Origin of the sequence: Burkholderia sp. HI2714, from assembly GCF_002223085.1 — a bacterium.
Lineage (GTDB): Bacteria > Pseudomonadota > Gammaproteobacteria > Burkholderiales > Burkholderiaceae > Burkholderia > Burkholderia lata_D.
This window is the reverse complement of the sequence record NZ_NKFM01000053.1, coordinates 515,368-532,062: the sequence shown is the minus strand read 5'-3', so window position 1 is coordinate 532,062 and position 16,695 is coordinate 515,368. Positions and strand designations below refer to the sequence as shown.

The window sequence follows — 16,695 nt, the reverse complement described above, 5'->3', positions numbered from 1 at the left end:
CGGCAGGTGCGTGGCACGCGGCCACGCGCTGCATCATTCGCCCTGTTCGGACCGTGCGTAGATGTCCCAGCTCGCCATGAACAGCGCGGCGACGAGCGGCCCGATCACGAAGCCGTTGATGCCGAACAGCGCCATCCCGCCGAGCGTCGAGATCAGCACGACCCAGTCGGGCATCTTCGTGTCCTTGCCGACGAGGATCGGGCGCAGCAGGTTGTCGACGAGGCCGATCACGCCGACACAGAACGCGACGAGGATCACGCACTTCCAGACCGCGCCGATCATCAGGAAGTAGAGCGCGGCCGGCACCCATACGAGGCTCGCGCCGATCGCGGGCAGCAGCGACAGGAACGCCATCAGCGCGCCCCACAGCACCACGCCCTCGATCCCGAGGATCCAGAAGATCAGGCCGCCGAGCGCGCCCTGCACGAGCGCGACCGCGATGTTGCCCTTCACCGTTGCGCGCACGACGGTCGTGAACTTCGCGAGCAGCAGGTTCTTGTGCTCCTCGTCGAGCGGCAGCGCGCGGCGCACGCGGCGGCCGATCTCGCCGCCGTCGCGCAGCAGGAAGAACACCATGTACAGCATCACGCCGAAGCTCACGACGAACTGGAACGTGTTCTGGCCGATGCTGAGCGCCTGGGTGGCCGCGAACTGGCTGATTTGCGCGGCGCCGTCGGTCAGCTTCTTCTGGATGCCCGGGATGTTGGTCAGCCCGTATTTCTGCAGCAGGTTCTGGATCGACCTCGGCAGCGCGTGAATGATGTCGTGGAAATACTGCGAATAGTTCGGCTGGGCGTCCTTGAGCTCCTGGTACACATACGCGATTTCCTGCACGAGCGTGGCCGTGACGAACACGAGCGGCAGGATCACGATCAGGACGATCAGCGACAGCGTCACGAGCGCGGCAAGGTTGCGCCGCTTGCCGAAGCGCGCGGCGAGCCAGCGCTGCACGGGCTGGAACAGGATCGCGAGAATGGTGCCCCAGAACACGGCTCCGGAAAACGGCGCGAGGATCCAGCAGAGTCCGACCGTGACCGCGGCCAGCAGGAAATAGAAGAATTTTTGGTGGTCGTGTCCGCTTTCCATGGATGACGTTCGCGCAGATTGATGCGTGGTTTGATTGAATCTCGTTGCCCCGCGCGCGATCGGTTCTCGATCGTCACGGGTTCGCGGCGAAATGCGACGCAGGGCGGCCCGAAGCGGAGTATGCCCGCAAAGGCGCCGCCATCATAGCCGCTGCGCGCGGCACATGCGAAAACGCCGCGGCCGGGGCCGCGGCGCTGCCGGGAAGCAAACGCGGCGCGACGCCGCGTGCCGCACGTCAGATGTTGAGCTTCGTGACCTTGGTGCCGTTCACCGACAGGTCGCCCATGAGGCCCGCGTTGGTCAGGACCAGCACCTCGACCGGGGCGGTGGCAGTATTGGAGTCGACCGCGCCGTTCGCGCCGACCTTCACGACCGCGACCGAGGCGTCGGCGCCCGCGGACCAGCCTTCGGACTTGCGGAACGAGTCGAGCGCATCCTGCGTCATGAACAGGAACACGATCGCCTTCGACTGTGCGCCGGCCTGCAGGCCGACCGACAGCGACGACGTGTTGTAGTAGCCGACCGTGCTGCCGCCGACGCGCAGCGCGCCGTTGCCGGACTGGCCGCCGACGATGAGGCCGGCTTGCAGCACGTTCGGGAACACGAGCACGCCGCGCGATTTCGCGACGAGTTCACGCGAACCCGGCACCGTCGAATAGAGGCGCGACAGCGTCGCGTTGACGCTGGCGTCGATCGACTGGCGCTTCGACGCGCTGGCCGCGGCGCCTTCCGGTTTGTCCGGGGTGGTCGTGCAACCGGCGAGCGCGAGGCTGCCGAGCAGGACGGCGGCGGCGGCTTTCATGGCAAAGGTCTTCTGCATGGCGTTTCTCCTTCGTTTGTCTGATTGAGGACGGACGGGGCGGGCGCGTGGCGGCCGGCTCCGGTCAACGGCGGGCAAGGAGCAGGCCCGCAACGAACGCGAGGCCGGCGACGACGCCGGCGGTTTGCCACGGGTTGTCTTGCACGACCTGCGACACGCGTTCGGCCGATTCGCGCAGCCGGGCGGCCGCGCTGCCCGATGCATGGTCGAGCGCGCTGCGCGCTTCATCGAGCCTGGATTGCACACGCTTGCGCAGCGCGGCGATATCGCCGTCGCCATCGTTTTTCAGCAGATCTTCCAGTTCGTCGACCAGCCCGCGCAGATCGTCGGTGACGTCGGCATGCAGGTCGCGGGCGGCCGAGCGCGTCGTGCGCCCCACGCGCCGGCCCGTGCGACGAATGTCGGACAGGCCGCGGTCCAGCTTGTGTTCGATCGAGTCGGTGAGCGCCATGGTGTTTATCCTCCTTCGATTCAAGGCAAATTTGAAGATACGGCGAATCCCAGCAACCTATGTGATTCACTTGGCCCGATTTTGTTTCGAGACAAATTTTCAATTCGTCGGCAGGATTGCCGCACAGTCCCGCCGCACGGGGCGGCGTGGCGATTGAAAAAAATTCGTATTCCGGGCGAAGCGGCTACCGGGCTGCGGTACGCGGTGAAGGTGCGGTAAATATCGCGTCGCCAGGGCCACCCGGTAAATAGTGCCGTTGCAGGCCTTGTGCTGATGCAAATGCACTAATCGACGCTTGGTCGACGAGCACGGTTCGTGCCCGGGGCTGCCGACGTGCCGCCATCGCCAAGCGCGACATCGATCACGACGGGATCGTGATCCGATGACCGGTACGCGTCGGGTGCGTAATAAATCGACCGTTGCGCGGACGTTTTGTAATCAGGCACGGGTTGCAGGGCGACCGGTTCGTCGGCGTTGATGTGCCAGACGTGTGCGGCCCTCACGCGCGCGGCGAGCGCCGGCGTGGCCAGCGCGTGGTCGAGGCTGCCCGCTTCGCCGCGAAATACGTAGCTGTACGCAGCATCGCCGACGAAGCGGGGCACCAGGTTCTCGTAGCCGCGCGACTCGAGCGCGCGCACCGGGTCTTCCTTCGCGTAGCTGTTCAGGTCGCCGATCAGCAGTACGCCATCGGCCGTGGTGCCGGTCGGCGACGCGGCGAGCCAGTCGGCGACGCGCGCGGCGGCTCGCGTGCGCGCCGCATTCCAGCAGCCCTGGCCGTCCGACTGGTCGCGATCGGCGCCGGTCGCGTTCGGGCAGTTCTTCGATTTCAGGTGATTGACCGCGACCGTGAAGGCGCGCGTGCCGCCGATGCGCCGGAATGTCTGCGCGAGCGGCGGGCGATGCCGGCCGCCGAGTGCGACGGTCGCGGCGCGCCCGGCCGGCTCGACGGTGCGGCTGTCGTACAGCAGCGCGACTGCGATCGTATCGTGGCCGAGGCGCGCGGTGCCGGGCTCGACGGTGCGCCAGCCGTCGCCAAGTTGCGCGGCGAGACGGCGTACCGCGCTTGTTTCACCGTGGCCGTTGTTCGCGATTTCCATCAGCCCGATCACGTCGGCACGCAGCGCGCGCAACGCCGCGACGATCTTTGCCTCCTGCCGCGCGAACGCGGCGGGCGTTTTCGCGCCGCGGTTGGCCGGGGCATCGAATCCGCCGCCACGCCCGTCGCCGTTGAAATAGTTGAATACGTTGAACGACACGATGCGCAGGTCGGCATCCGGGTGCCGGGCCGGCGCCTCGGTACGCGGGTTCGTGGCGGCATCGAACACCGGCGCCGCACCGGCCACCGGTTGCAGCCGCCATGCGCCGTAGCGCAGTTCGAGGACGCCTTCGACGCCGCGTACCGTGTAGCCCGCGCGCAGCGTGTTGGCGGCACTCAGCGCGGGCGGCGGATAGCGCACGGTCGCGGGATCGCGGCGGGTCGAGCCGTCGTCGAGCACGATGCGGTTGCGTGCGTTGGCGGTCGCGATCGCGGTGGCCTCGGCCGGCGGTGCGACGTGGGTCGGGATGCGCAGCCGGCCGTTGCTGAGGACGACGCTGCCGTAGCGGCCGAGTTCGTGGGTATCGCTGACCGTCAGTGTTTGCGGCAGGCGCACCCGCATGCCTTCAAGCGCGGCCAGCACCGCCTGGGTGGCGACGGGCAGCGTGAGCGTGGCAGGCGCGACCTTTTGCCCGCGGGCGCAGACGGTTACGCCGCCCGACAGCGTGAATTGCGTCCGGCCGTAGCGCTCGTCGACGCGGCCCGTGAGATGCACGAGATCGCCGGCCTTCGCGCGTGCGTTCGGCGCGTACACGAACACGCCTTCCGGGACGCCCGGCCGGTGCCGTCGCTGCGCGTCGGCTTGCTGGACGAAGAAGCCGCCGAGGCCGTCGGCGCCACCGAACGCCGCGGTGACGACCGCTTCGATCGAGGTCGTTTGCCCGGCCAGCGGCGACGGGCCGCCGGCGCCGCGAAAGTCGGCAATCGGCGTGGTTGCGCCGCCGCAGCCGGCACTCACCGGCGGCGCGGCCATGGCCGGCCGGGCACAGAGGGCGGCGAGCGCGGCGAGGGCGATGAACGGTGCAACGGCAAGCGGCACAAGCAGGCGTGACATGGGGCGGTCCACAGGAAGAAAATCCGACGGTTCGGGAAGGCATCTTGACGGCAAAATGTCAGGAAGCGGCCGAATTGGCCGTCCGGCCAGTTGCCGATCGGCCGACGATGCAGCCGCGCGGCGGCTGCTACGCTTTTGCATCGGCCGGCGCATCCCGATCGCGCAGCGAACGCCGCCACGCCCCGTTCCCACAGGAGAAATCCATGTCTTACATGCTGTTGATTGTCGAGCCGACCGAGCAGCGCGCCGAACGCACACTGGACGAAGGTCAGGCGCTGTACGCGCGGATGGTCGATTTCGCCGAGACGCTGAAGGCGCGCGGCGTGCTGCGCGGCGTCGAGTCGCTGGAGCGCTCCGAGCGCGGCACGCGCGTGCAGGTGCGCGACGGCGAGACGCGCCTGCTCGACGGCCCGTTCGCGGAGGCGAAGGAGATGGTCGGCGGCTTCTTCATCGTCGACGTCGACACGCGCGAGGAAGCGATCGAGATCGCGCGCCAGTGCCCGGCCGCGCAATGGTGCACGGTCGAGGTGCGGGCGGTCGGCCCGTGCTTCCTGTGAAGGTCGAGACTCGGTATTTACCCTGATATGTCGCGGAATATGTCGATCCGGCGGTCGTCCGGCCGTCGTCCGGATAAGGCGCCGAAGAATGGGCGCTGCCTTCCACCGACGACAAGGAGTGAACGATGCGATTCATGATCATGATCCGGGCGAACGCCGTCAGCGAGTCCGACGCGTTGCCGGACAACCGGCTGGTCGAAGCCATGACCGTCTATCACGAGGAACTGGCCAAGGCCGGCGTGCTGCTCGACGCGAACGGGCTGCGACCGAGCGCGAGCGGCTGGCGCGTGCGCTACGCGGGCGGCAAGGGCACCGTGGTCGACGGCCCGTTCGCCGAAACGAAGGAATTGATTGCCGGCTATACGCTGATCCAGGTGCGTTCGCGCGACGAAGCGCTCGAATGGACGCGCCGGTTTCCCGCGCCGTTCGGCGCCGAGATGGATTGCGAGATCGAGGTGCGGCCGCTGTTCGAACTCGACGACCTCACGCCGAGCGACGCGGTCGAGCGGTTCCGCGAACTCCACGTCGGCCGCGCCGGCGCCTGATTGATTGCCGCCTGAATCCAACCTCACCGGGAGTATCCGACATGCACAAGATGGTCTTCATCAACCTGCCCGTGGCCGACCTGCCGCGCTCGAAGGCGTTCTACCAGGCGCTCGGCTTCGAGATCGTACCGGCCTATACCAACGACCAGGCCGCCTGCATCAAGATCAGCGACACGATCTTCGCGATGCTGCTCGTGCGGCCGTTCTTCCAGACGTTCACCGGCAAAACCATCATCGATCCGGCAACGCAGGTGCAGGTCCTGTCGTGCCTGTCGTGCGACAGCCGCGCCGAGGTCGACGCAATCGTCGCGAAGGCGCTGGCGGCCGGCGGGTCCGCGCCGCAGGCGCCGCGCGAGTACCCGAACATGTACGGTCACGGGTTCGACGATCCGGACGGCCACGCATGGGAGCTGATGGCCATGCCGCTGGACGCGTCCGCCGAGGGGCAGGCGTCGTGACGCGTGAGGCGACTCACCGTGCGATCGAAGCGGTCTGGCGGATCGAGGCGCCCAAGATCATCGCGCGCGCCGCGCGCGTGGTGCGCGACGTCGGCGTGGCCGAGGAACTGGCGCAGGACACGCTCGTCGCGGCGCTCGAGCACTGGCCCGTCGACGGCGTGCCCGACAACCCGGCCGCATGGCTGATGACGGCCGTGAAGCGTCGCGCACTCGATCGTGTCCGGCAGGAGTCGCTCCACGCGGCGAAGCGCGACCAGCTCGGCCACGAGATGGACGCGCTCGAAGCGCATGTCGTCCCCGACATCGCGGAGGCGCTCGCCGACGCGCGCGACGACGACATCGGCGACGACCTGCTGCGGCTGATCTTCACGTCGTGCCATCCGGTGCTGTCGACCGATGCGCGCGTCGCGCTCACGCTGCGGCTGCTCGGCGGGCTGACGACAAGCGAGATCGCGCGCGCGTTCCTGACGCCCGAGCCGACGATCGCGCAGCGGATCGTGCGCGCCAAGCGCACGCTCGCGGCGGCGCACGTGCCGTTCGAGGTGCCGGCTGCCGATGCACGGCCCGCGCGGCTCGCGTCGGTGCTCGAAGTGATCTATCTCGTGTTCAACGAAGGTCACGCGGCGACCTCGGGCGACGACTGGACGCGCCCGGCGCTGTGCGACGAGGCGTTGCGGCTCGGCCGCGTGCTGGCCGGGCTGGCGCCGGACGAGAGCGAGGTGCTCGGGCTCGTCGCGCTGATGGAACTGCAGGCGTCGCGCATGCATGCGCGCACCGACGCGCAGGGCCGGCCCGTGCTGCTGCTCGACCAGGATCGCAGCCGCTGGGATCCGCTGCTGATCCGGCGCGGCCTCGCGGCGCTCGAACGCGCGACGAAGCTCGGCGGCGTGCGCGGGCCGTATGCGCTGCAGGCCGCGCTGGCGGCCTGCCATGCGCGTGCGCGGCAGGCGTCGGATACGGACTGGGCGCAGATCGTCGCGCTGTATGACGCGCTCGCCGAAGTCGCACCGTCGCCCGTCGTCGAGCTGAATCGCGCGGTGGCCGTCGGGATGGCGTTCGGGCCGGCTGCGGCGCTCGAACTCGTCGACGCGCTGCGCGACGATCCCGCGCTCGTGCGCTATCACTGGTTGCCGAGCGTGCGCGGCGACCTGCTGGCGAAGCTGGGCCGTGCCGACGAGGCGAAGGCCGAGTTCCGCCGCGCGGCGGAACTGACGCGCAACGAACGCGAACGCGAATTGCTGCTCAGGCGCGCGATGGACGCGTGACCCACGCAGCACGCGCGAATGCCGCGCAACCGCGCACCGCGCACCGTACGCGGCCGGCAGCGCCCCACGTCCCGCCAAGCACTATCGCCCGGATTGAAAAAGCCTATTGGGGGATGCGAACGCGAGCGCCTAGATTGAAGAGCACGATGCGCGCGCCCCGGCACACGCATCGTTCCCCACATACCTGATCGGCCCGGCGTCGCACGCGGCCGCGCCGACTCGAACGGAGGCGCAAATGGCTAAACTCAAGGGCAGCAAAACCGAAGAGAACCTGAAGGCCGCATTCGCGGGCGAATCGCAGGCGAACCGGCGTTATCTGTATTTCGCTTCGAAGGCTGACGTCGAAGGCCAGAACGACATCGCCGCGCTGTTCCGCTCGACCGCCGAAGGCGAAACCGGCCATGCGCACGGCCACCTCGAATACCTGGAAGCCGTCGGCGACCCGGCAACGGGCTTGCCGTTCGGTTCGTCGCGGCAGAATCTCGAATCGGCGATCGCCGGCGAAACGCACGAATACACCGACATGTATCCGGGCATGGCGAAGGCGGCGCGCGACGAAGGCTTCGACGAAATCGCGAACTGGTTCGAGACGCTCGCGAAGGCTGAACGCAGCCACGCGAACCGCTACACGAAGGCGCTGGACAGTCTCGTCGACTGACGGGCCGCCGCGGGCCGCACGGCAGGCCGTGCGACCGGCAAGCGGCCGCCTGTTCGTTCATCGCTGCCCGCATCGCGCGGGCGGCGCTGGCGCGCATGCGCGCCACGCTGGATGGAGCGCCCCATGCCCCACAAGGAAGGCAGTCTCGAAGCCCCGACCCGGCATCCGCTCGACTGGCAGTCCGATGCGTTCTACGACCAGGCCGCGATCGATGCGGAAATGACGCGCGTGTTCGACATCTGCGCCGGGTGCCGGCGCTGCGTGTCGTTGTGCGGCGCGTTTCCGACGCTGTTCGATCTGGTCGACGACACGCCGATGGGCGATATCGAGGAGGTGCCGAAGGCAGCATTCGGCAAGGTCGTCGACCAGTGCTACCTGTGCGACCTCTGCTACATGACGAAATGCCCGTACGTGCCGCCGCACGCATGGAACGTCGATTTCCCGCACCTGATGCTGCGCGGCAAGGCCGCGCGCTACAAGCGCGGCGAAGCGACGCTGCGCGACAAGGTGCTGTCGAACACCGACGCGCTGGGCCACTTCGCCGGCATTCCGATCGTCACGCAGGCGGTGAACGCGGTGAACCGCACGCCGCCCGCGCGCCATGCGCTCGAAGCGACGCTCGGCGTCGATCGCAACGCATGGCTGCCGGAATTCGCGCCGCGCAAGTTCCGGCGCACGGCGAAGCCGTCGGACGGCTTGCCCGTGCGCGACGGCGAACGCACGCCCGGCAAGGTCGCGATCTATGCAACCTGCTACGTGAATTTCAACGAGCCCGGCATCGGCCACGACCTGCTCGCGATCCTCGCGCACAACGAGATCCCGTACGAACTCGTCACGCGCGAAGCCTGCTGCGGGATGCCGCTGCTCGAGCAGGGCAATCTCGCCGGCGTGGCCGCGAAGAAGGACGTGAACCTGCCCGTGCTCGAACGCTATGCGCGCGAAGGCTATGCGCTGATCGGCGCGATCCCGAGCTGCGTGCTGATGTACAAGAGCGAGCTGCCGCTGATGTTCCCCGGCGACGAAGCGGTGCGCGCGGTGGCCGAAGCGTTCTGGGATCCGTTCGAATACGTGATCGCGCGGCATCGCGACGGACTGCTGAAGACCGATTTCAAGACCGGCCTCGGCACCGTGTCGTATCACGTGCCGTGCCATGCGCGCGTGCAGAACATCGGCCGCAAGACGGCCGACGCGCTGTCGCTCGTGCCCGACACGCGCGTGAACGTCGTCGAGCGCTGCTCGGGCCATGCGGGCACGTTCGGCGTGAAGAAGGGATTTCACGCGGACGCGATGCGGATCGGCGGGCCCGTGTTCCAGGCGATGGCCGAGCCGCAGCCGGATGTCGTGTCGTCGGACTGCGCGCTGGCCGGCCATCACATCGTGCAGGGCATCGACGACAAGGGGCTGCCGTCCGCGCCGCTTGCGCATCCGCTTACGCTGCTGCGCCGCGCGTACGGCATCTGAGCCGCCGCCGGCCGACCCACGAGGACCTCCCATGACGTTGACCCGCGATTCCCTGCTGACGCTCGAGGCGTACGCGAAGATCCGCAAGGCCGAACACGCGCGGCTCGTCGCGTACAAGCGCCGCCGCGCGGTGGCGTTGGGCAACCACCTGCGCTTCCTGTTCGAGGACGAGACGACGATCCGCTATCAGATCCAGGAGATGCTGCACATCGAGAAGATCTTCGACCAGGCGGGCATCGAAGGGGAACTGGACGCGTATCTGCCGCTCGTGCCCGACGGCACGAACCTGAAGGCGACGATGCAGATCGAGTACGAGCACGAGATCGAACGGCGCGCGGCGCTCGCGCGGCTGATCGGTGTCGAGGATCGCGTGTACCTGCAGGTCGACGGGCACGCGCGCGTCTACGCGATCGCGGACGAGGATCTCGACCGCGACAACGCCGAGAAGACGTCGGCCGTGCACTTCGTGCGCTTCGAGCTCGACGCGCCGATGCGCGCGGCGCTCAGGGGTGGGGCGGCGCTGTCGATCGGTTGCGATCACCCGGCCTACACGATGCCGCCGCAGCGCGTGGACGCGGACGTGACCGCGTCGCTGGCCGTCGATCTGCGCTGACGCGTCCGCTGCCACGTCCGGCACAGCCTGCCCGCCGGTTTCCCTTTTTCCGTTCCGACCCGAAACGCAATGACCACCCCTGCGGCGGCGCGATCGCCCGCCCGTCGCCCCGAAGATGTAACAGACGTCACGAGTTTGCGCGCGGCGAAAAATGTGCGCCACACGTCACCATGCTTTCATCACTCGCAGAGAAACAATAAAAAGATTGTGCATGGAGATAATTAAAATCGGTCGAATTTGAATGATTTACCGATTCGTGAATATCTTGTTACGCTTTTTTCCCTGATTTACCGATGTCCGGCAGCAATGCGCGGGATTGTTGCCGACAGGGGTCGGAGCAGCCCGAAAATGCCCATGAAAAGGCATGGTTGATACGCTGCAGAGCCCCGCCAGGCGGGCCTTTACAGCGATGGGCATAAAGATCCAGCAAAAAAATTCAAGCGTAAATACATTACTCATCCGTGGCAGGTTGTTTCAGTGCGTAACATTAAGTCATTGTCATATTGAGATAAACCCTAGGGATGGTATGCTTCGTGCACAAAAATTCCCACATTGGAGTGAGACCGTGATTTGTGCGTCATTGCCGGGAATGTCGGCACCGTGAAAGTGCGGTGCCGTACCGGCATGCACAATTCCGGATAAACATAATGTGCAACCTGGCCGCCCCGCGATGCGATGTGTCGCGACGGCGCCGCCAATCGCAGCCCCGGCCTGGCTGCGTGGAGAGATCTACTATGTTCTTCGATGAGCTTACCGATGAAGAGTGGTTTCGTCTTTCAACGCTGATCGCCGATGAACCCATCCGGCTGAACCGCCGTGGGCGTCCACGAGCCGAACCGCGCGTCGTTGCCAACGCGGTGCTCTGGATCCTGACGACCGGTGAAGCCTGGTCGAAGCTGCCCGGCCGCTATCCGTCCGGGCCGACGTGCCGTCGCCGCTACGAGGAGTGGCTCGCGTCCGGCACGCTGCTGAAGATGATCGACGTGCTGACCCAGTTCAGCGGGCGCACGTTCGCGTATATCCCGCCGCCACCGGTGCCGGTCGTGCCCGCGCGCCGTGCCGAACCCGTGCCCGATAACGATCGCTTGCGCGGCGTGTTCTGGCAGAACCCCGAGTCGTGGCAATTGCCGGTCGCTCAGGCAAACGTTTGGGAGGGCGAGGGCGCGTCGATGAGCGCGAGGCCGGTCGACGAAGTCGTCGAGCCGTCGGCCGTGTCGTTCGCGGTGCCCGGTGCGCCGTCGACGGAGCTGCGCCATGCGCATGCGTCGTCGGCGAGCTTCGCCGCGGTCGAACCGCAAGTCGACCGATATCGCGGCTATACGATCTGCGGCATCGCGCAGCCCGTGCAGAACCTGATGTATCGCGCGTGGGCCGAGATTACGCAGGACGACCGGCGTGTCGAACGCTCGGGCCTGATCGGCCCGCGCTTCACCGATGCCGAGGAAGCCGAGCAGTTCGCGCTCGACTGGGCGCGCCAGTGGATCGATCGCCATGGCGCGAGCGACGAACCGGCGCGCGAGCCGCAAGGCGAGGTGCTGGCCGGCCTGTCCGCGCTTGCGCGTGCCGAGTCGGACATCCAGCGCTTCATCGCCGAGCGCCATGCGGGCGTGCTGTCCGAAAGCCGCAACGATCCGGTGCAGCCGGAGCGCCGCGAATACGGGTACCGCGTCGGCTGATCGCCGACCCGCTGAAACGCGCGGGCCGTCGTGTGCCACGACGCCCGCGCGGAAGTCTCGTCTTTCCATGCCTGCCTTGCCCGGGGCGCCGCTGTCGAAGCGGCGCCCTTTGTTGCATGACGCGTTACTGCCGGCCGTAGGTATCGTCGAAGCGGACGATGTCGTCCTCACCGAGATACGCGCCCGACTGCACTTCGATCAGCTCGAGCGGCATCTTGCCCGGGTTCTCCAGGCGGTGCGATACGCCGAGCGGAATGTACGTCGATTCGTTTTCGGACAGCAGGAACGTTTCGTCGCCGCGTGTGATGCGCGCGGTGCCGCGCACGACGATCCAGTGCTCGGCGCGGTGGTGGTGCATCTGCAGCGACAGTTGCGCGCCCGGCTTCACGACGATGCGTTTCACCTGGAAGCGCTCGCCGGTGTCGACCGAGTCGTAGTGGCCCCACGGACGATGCACCTTGCGGTGATCGGTCGCTTCCGCGCCGCGTTGCGCCTTGATGCGCCCGACGATTTTCTTCACGTCCTGCACGCGCGACTTGTCCGCGACGAGCACGGCGTCCGGCGTTTCGACGACGACGAGATTCTGCGTGCCGACGCAGGCAACGAGCCGGCTTTCCGAATGCGCGAACGTCGATTCCGCGCCTTCGAACAGCACGTGGCCGCGGCCGACGTTCTCGGCCTCGTCCTTCGGCGAGATCTGCCAGATCGCGTCCCATGAGCCGACGTCCGACCAGCCCGCGTCGAGCGGCACGACGACGCTTTCGCACAGTTGCGGCAGGTTCGCGAGCGGTTCCATCACCGCGTAGTCGATCGAATTCGACGGCGACGCGGCAAACGCTTCGCGATCGATGCGGAAGAAATCGCCGTCGGCCTTGCCCAGGGCGACGGCCTGTTCACAGGCCGCGTAGATTGCCGGTTCGAGCTGGCGGATCGCCTTCAGCCAGACCGAGGCGCGAACGATGAAGATGCCGCTGTTCCACCAGTATTCGCCCGATGCGACGTACTGCTGAGCGAGTTCGAGATGGGGTTTCTCGACGAAACGGTCGAGGCGGCGCACGTCGAGTTTGCCCGTGGCGGCGTCGCCGAGCGGCACGCCGACGCGGATGTAGCCGTAGCCGGTTTCCGCGTGCTTCGGCACGATGCCCATCGTCGCGATCTTGCCTTGCATCGCGCAGTGCACGCCGGCCGCGACGGCCGCATGGAAGCGCGGCAGGTCGGCGACCGCGTGGTCGGCCGGCATCACGGTCATCACCGCATCGTTGCCGCCGGCGACCAGCCGAAACGCGGCGAGCGTCAGCGCGGGCGCGGTGTCGCGACCGATCGGCTCGAGCATGATCGACGCGGATTTGCCGGTCAGGCGCAGCTGTTCGGCGGTGGTGAAGCGGTGATCCTCGCCGCATACGATCAGCACGTCGTCGTTCAGCGGATGGTCGGCCGTCAGGCCGTCGAGGCGCAGCGCGGTGGATTGCAGCAGCGAATGTTCGCCGAGCAGGCCGATCAGCTGTTTCGGAAAACGTTCGCGCGACATCGGCCACAGGCGCGTGCCGGACCCGCCGGCGAGAATCACCGGTTGCACGGCGACGCGCGTGCCGGCGGCGGGCGTGGTGGAAGAAGAATGGCGCGTTTCGGCAGCCACGGCCGGAGCATTCATGAGGACACTCTCCACGGTTGAAGTCAATGCCTGTCGTTGTAGCATGAAGTAAATCGACAATAAAACCGGGTCCATTGCCGGATATTCGCCACGCATTCATCGGGAAGAATTTTCCGCGCCGGCATCCGATGCAAATAAAAAAATAAAAAATAAATCGATGAATCGGCTGGTCTTGACCGCCCGCAAAGGGTGAGCGGAAATCGTAAAGCTTCCGAAATATTCCCGGTTTCCGGGCGTTTCGGGAAAACGTGCCGAATTAATTCAAAAACTTGGCGGCAATAATTTCCGATTATTTTTCGAAATACTTGTACGCTTGAGGCGAAAATTTCTTACCGCTTCAATAACGTCATGCAACGTTTGAATCGAATGTGCGGCACGGGTCGCACAAGGAGCTGTTCGGCAAACGCCTGTTCAAAGAGGAAGCAGACATGTTGAGCGTGCTGGCGAGAGTCATCGATATTGCGATGGTCGTGACGGGGGCGCTGATCGCCGCCGCGCTGCACGGTGGCAGCATCTGGCTCAACGACCTGCAGCGCACGATGATGCTGTTCGATTGCCTGCTCGTCGTCGTGTGCTTTCCCGCCTTCGGCATTTACCAGTCGTGGCGCGGCAAGCGTCTCGTCGGGCTGGTGGGGCGGGTCGCGTTCGCGTGGCTGGTGGTCGAGCTCGCGGGCATCCTGTTGAGCTTCAGCTTTCATCAGTCGGGCGACCTGTCGCGGCTGTGGCTGGGTTACTGGGCGCTCGTGACGATGGCGCTGCTCGCCGGCTCGAAGGCCTGCGTGCACGTCGTGCTGCGGCAACTGCGCCGCGGCGGCTACAACCTGAAGGCGGTCGCGATCGTCGGCGGGACGCCGGCGGCGCGGAGGCTGATCGCCCAGATGCGGGCGCGGCCGGAAGCCGGTTTCAACCCGGTGTGCGTGTACGACGAAAGCGAAGCGCCGGGCGAAGTCGCGCTCGACGACGTGCGCATCGAGCGGCAGTTCGAATCGCTGGTGTGGCTGGTGCGCAGCCGCGCGATCAGCGAGCTGTGGCTCACGCTGCCGATCACGGAAGAGCGCCGGATTCACCAGATCGTGACGGTGTTCCGCCACGACTTCGTGAATATCCGCTTCATCCCGGACGTGCGCACGCTGTCGTTCTTCAACCAGGAAGTGGTCGAGGTGCTCGGCGTGCCGGCGATCAACCTCGCGGCGTCGCCGATCACCGACGTGCGGATCCTGCCGAAGTTCGTGTTCGACCGGGCGTTCGCGCTGGTGGCGCTCACGGGCCTCGCACCGGTGATGCTGGTGATCGCGTGCCTGATCAAGCTGACGTCGCGCGGGCCCGTGTTCTTCCGCCAGAAGCGCAAGGGCATCGACGGGCACGAGTTCGAGATCTACAAGTTCCGCTCGATGAAGGTGCACGAGGAAGTGGCGGGGCAGGTCACGCAGGCGAAGAAGAACGATTCGCGCGTGACGCCGGTCGGCCGGTTCCTGCGCCGCACGAGCCTCGACGAGCTGCCGCAGTTCATCAACGTGCTGAAGGGCGAGATGTCGGTCGTCGGGCCGCGCCCGCATGCGCTCGCGCACGACGACATCTACAAGGATCTGGTCAAGGGCTACATGTTCCGCTACCGGATCAAGCCGGGCATCACCGGGTGGGCGCAGATCAACGGCTTTCGCGGCGAGACCGACCAGATCGAGAAGATGATGGGACGCGTGAAGCTCGACCTGTACTACATGCAGAACTGGTCGTTCTGGCTCGACATCAAGATCGTCGTGCTGACGCTCTGGAAAGGCTTCACCGGCAGCAACGCGTACTGAGCACCGAGATCGCGCCACGCAGGCATTCCGGTTTTACGAATTTCGAATCATTGGTCAAGGGGTCCGACACATCATGAATCTGACTATCATCGGCAGCGGTTACGTAGGGCTCGTCACCGGCGCATGTCTGGCCGACATCGGGCACGACGTGTTCTGTCTCGACGTCGACCAGGCAAAGATCGACATCCTGAACAACGGCGGCGTGCCGATCCACGAGCCGGGCCTCAAGGAAGTGATCGCGCGCAACCGCTCGGCGGGCCGCCTGCGCTTCTCGACCGATATCGAGGCCGCGGTCGCGCACGGCGACGTGCAGTTCATCGCGGTCGGCACGCCGCCTGACGAGGACGGGTCGGCCGACCTGCAATACGTGCTCGCAGCCGCGCGCAACATCGGCCGCTACATGACGGGCTTCAAGGTGATCGTCGACAAGTCGACGGTGCCGGTCGGCACGGCCGAGCGCGTGCGCGCGGCGGTGGCGGAAGAACTCGCGAAGCGCGGCGGCGACCAGATGTTCTCGGTCGTGTCGAATCCGGAATTCCTGAAGGAAGGCGCGGCGGTCGACGATTTCACGCGGCCTGACCGCATCGTGATCGGCTGCGACGACGACGTGCCGGGCGAGCGCGCCCGCGAGCTGATGAAGAAGCTCTACGCGCCGTTCAACCGCAACCACGAACGCACGCTGTATATGGACGTGCGCTCGGCCGAGTTCACGAAATACGCGGCGAACGCGATGCTCGCGACCCGCATTTCGTTCATGAACGAGCTGGCGAACCTTGCCGACCGCTTCGGCGCGGACATCGAGGCCGTACGCCGCGGGATCGGCTCCGATCCGCGCATCGGCTATCACTTCCTGTACGCCGGCTGCGGCTACGGCGGCTCGTGCTTCCCGAAGGACGTCGAGGCGCTGATCCGCACCGCCGACGAGCACGGGCAGGCACTGCAGATCCTGAAGGCGGTGTCGTCGGTCAATGCCACGCAAAAGCGCGTGCTCGCCGAGAAGATCGTCGCGCGCTTCGGCGAGGACCTGACCGGCCGCACGTTCGCCATCTGGGGCCTCGCGTTCAAGCCGAACACCGACGACATGCGCGAAGCGCCGAGCCGCGAGCTGATCGCCGAGCTGCTGTCGCGCGGGGCGCGCATCGCCGCGTACGACCCGGTTGCGCAGGAGGAAGCGCGCCGCGTGATCGCGCTCGATCTCGCCGATCACCCGAGCTGGCTCGAGCGCCTGAGCTTCGTCGACGACGAGGCGCAGGCCGCGCGCGATGCCGACGCGCTCGTGATCGTCACCGAATGGAAGATCTTCAAGAGCCCTGATTTCGTCGCGCTCGGCCGCTTGTGGAAATCGCCGGTGATCTTCGACGGCCGCAACCTGTACGAGCCGGAGACGATGAGCGAGCAGGGCATCGAATACCACCCGATCGGCCGGCCGGGCTCGCGCCAGGCCGTCGCCGCCCGTGTGCCGGGCACCGCGCCCGCGAGCGCGTAACCCGTTTCCCGTCACT

15 protein-coding genes are annotated in these 16,695 nt (G+C 66.7%); 10 read left to right on the top strand and 5 right to left on the bottom strand.

The annotated features are described in order from the left end of the window. Positions 1-33: 33 nt before the first annotated feature. From CFB82_RS29155 to CFB82_RS29140, 4 genes are all read right to left on the bottom strand, one after another. Complete coding sequence (locus CFB82_RS29155; RefSeq protein WP_069251031.1) at positions 34-1,086, bottom strand: AI-2E family transporter; 1,053 nt, start codon at positions 1,084-1,086, stop codon at positions 34-36. Between the two features lie 235 nt (positions 1,087-1,321). Further along, positions 1,322-1,906, bottom strand: a complete 585-nt coding sequence (locus tag CFB82_RS29150) for a BPSL1445 family SYLF domain-containing lipoprotein (protein WP_089486266.1) — start codon at positions 1,904-1,906, stop codon at positions 1,322-1,324. A gap of 64 nt (positions 1,907-1,970) precedes the next feature. Continuing rightward, positions 1,971-2,357, bottom strand: a complete 387-nt coding sequence (locus CFB82_RS29145) for a DUF883 family protein (protein WP_069251033.1) — start codon at positions 2,355-2,357, stop codon at positions 1,971-1,973. A 284-nt stretch (positions 2,358-2,641) separates the two neighbouring features. Beyond that, positions 2,642-4,507, bottom strand: a complete 1,866-nt coding sequence (locus CFB82_RS29140) for an ExeM/NucH family extracellular endonuclease (protein WP_089486265.1) — start codon at positions 4,505-4,507, stop codon at positions 2,642-2,644. Between the two features lie 203 nt (positions 4,508-4,710). On the opposite strand from CFB82_RS29140, the gene CFB82_RS29135 reads away from it, so the two are divergent. The 8 genes from CFB82_RS29135 to CFB82_RS29100 all read left to right on the top strand — a co-directional run bounded on the left by CFB82_RS29135 (position 4,711) and on the right by CFB82_RS29100 (position 11,740). After that, complete coding sequence (locus CFB82_RS29135; RefSeq protein WP_069251035.1) at positions 4,711-5,064, top strand: YciI family protein; 354 nt, start codon at positions 4,711-4,713, stop codon at positions 5,062-5,064. Between the two features lie 125 nt (positions 5,065-5,189). Continuing rightward, a complete protein-coding gene (locus tag CFB82_RS29130; protein ID WP_089486264.1) occupies positions 5,190-5,609 on the top strand; it encodes a YciI family protein in 420 nt (139 codons plus the stop codon). Positions 5,610-5,650: 41 nt separating this feature from the next. Further along, positions 5,651-6,067: a VOC family protein gene (locus CFB82_RS29125; protein ID WP_089486263.1), complete on the top strand. Its 417-nt coding sequence runs from the start codon at positions 5,651-5,653 to the stop codon at positions 6,065-6,067. Then, positions 6,064-7,332 (top strand): RNA polymerase sigma factor, encoded by a 1,269-nt coding sequence (locus tag CFB82_RS29120; RefSeq protein WP_089447311.1) that lies wholly within the window; start codon positions 6,064-6,066, stop codon positions 7,330-7,332. Before CFB82_RS29125 ends, CFB82_RS29120 begins: the two co-directional genes overlap by 4 nt. Positions 7,333-7,567: 235 nt before the next feature. Continuing rightward, positions 7,568-7,990 (top strand): rubrerythrin family protein, encoded by a 423-nt coding sequence (locus CFB82_RS29115; RefSeq protein WP_089486262.1) that lies wholly within the window; start codon positions 7,568-7,570, stop codon positions 7,988-7,990. A gap of 123 nt (positions 7,991-8,113) precedes the next feature. Beyond that, positions 8,114-9,451, top strand: a complete 1,338-nt coding sequence (locus CFB82_RS29110) for a heterodisulfide reductase-related iron-sulfur binding cluster (RefSeq protein ID WP_089486261.1) — start codon at positions 8,114-8,116, stop codon at positions 9,449-9,451. A 31-nt stretch (positions 9,452-9,482) separates the two neighbouring features. Further along, on the top strand, positions 9,483-10,064 hold the full coding sequence (locus CFB82_RS29105) for a DUF3501 family protein (RefSeq protein ID WP_089486260.1): 582 nt from the start codon (positions 9,483-9,485) through the stop codon (positions 10,062-10,064). A gap of 734 nt (positions 10,065-10,798) precedes the next feature. Further along, entirely contained in the window at positions 10,799-11,740 is a 942-nt protein-coding gene (locus tag CFB82_RS29100; RefSeq protein ID WP_089486259.1) for a transposase, read from the top strand. A 124-nt stretch (positions 11,741-11,864) separates the two neighbouring features. Here the strand turns inward: CFB82_RS29100 and CFB82_RS29095 are convergent, their stop codons facing one another. Then, complete coding sequence (locus tag CFB82_RS29095) at positions 11,865-13,391, bottom strand: mannose-1-phosphate guanylyltransferase/mannose-6-phosphate isomerase (protein WP_089486258.1); 1,527 nt, start codon at positions 13,389-13,391, stop codon at positions 11,865-11,867. A 428-nt stretch (positions 13,392-13,819) separates the two neighbouring features. On the opposite strand from CFB82_RS29095, the gene CFB82_RS29090 reads away from it, so the two are divergent. Continuing rightward, the gene (locus CFB82_RS29090; protein WP_069252876.1) at positions 13,820-15,193 is read left to right on the top strand and encodes an undecaprenyl-phosphate glucose phosphotransferase; all 1,374 of its coding nucleotides are present in this window, start codon (positions 13,820-13,822) and stop codon (positions 15,191-15,193) included. Positions 15,194-15,266: 73 nt separating this feature from the next. Beyond that, on the top strand, positions 15,267-16,679 hold the full coding sequence (locus tag CFB82_RS29085; protein ID WP_069251043.1) for a UDP-glucose dehydrogenase family protein: 1,413 nt from the start codon (positions 15,267-15,269) through the stop codon (positions 16,677-16,679). Positions 16,680-16,695: the final 16 nt, after the last annotated feature.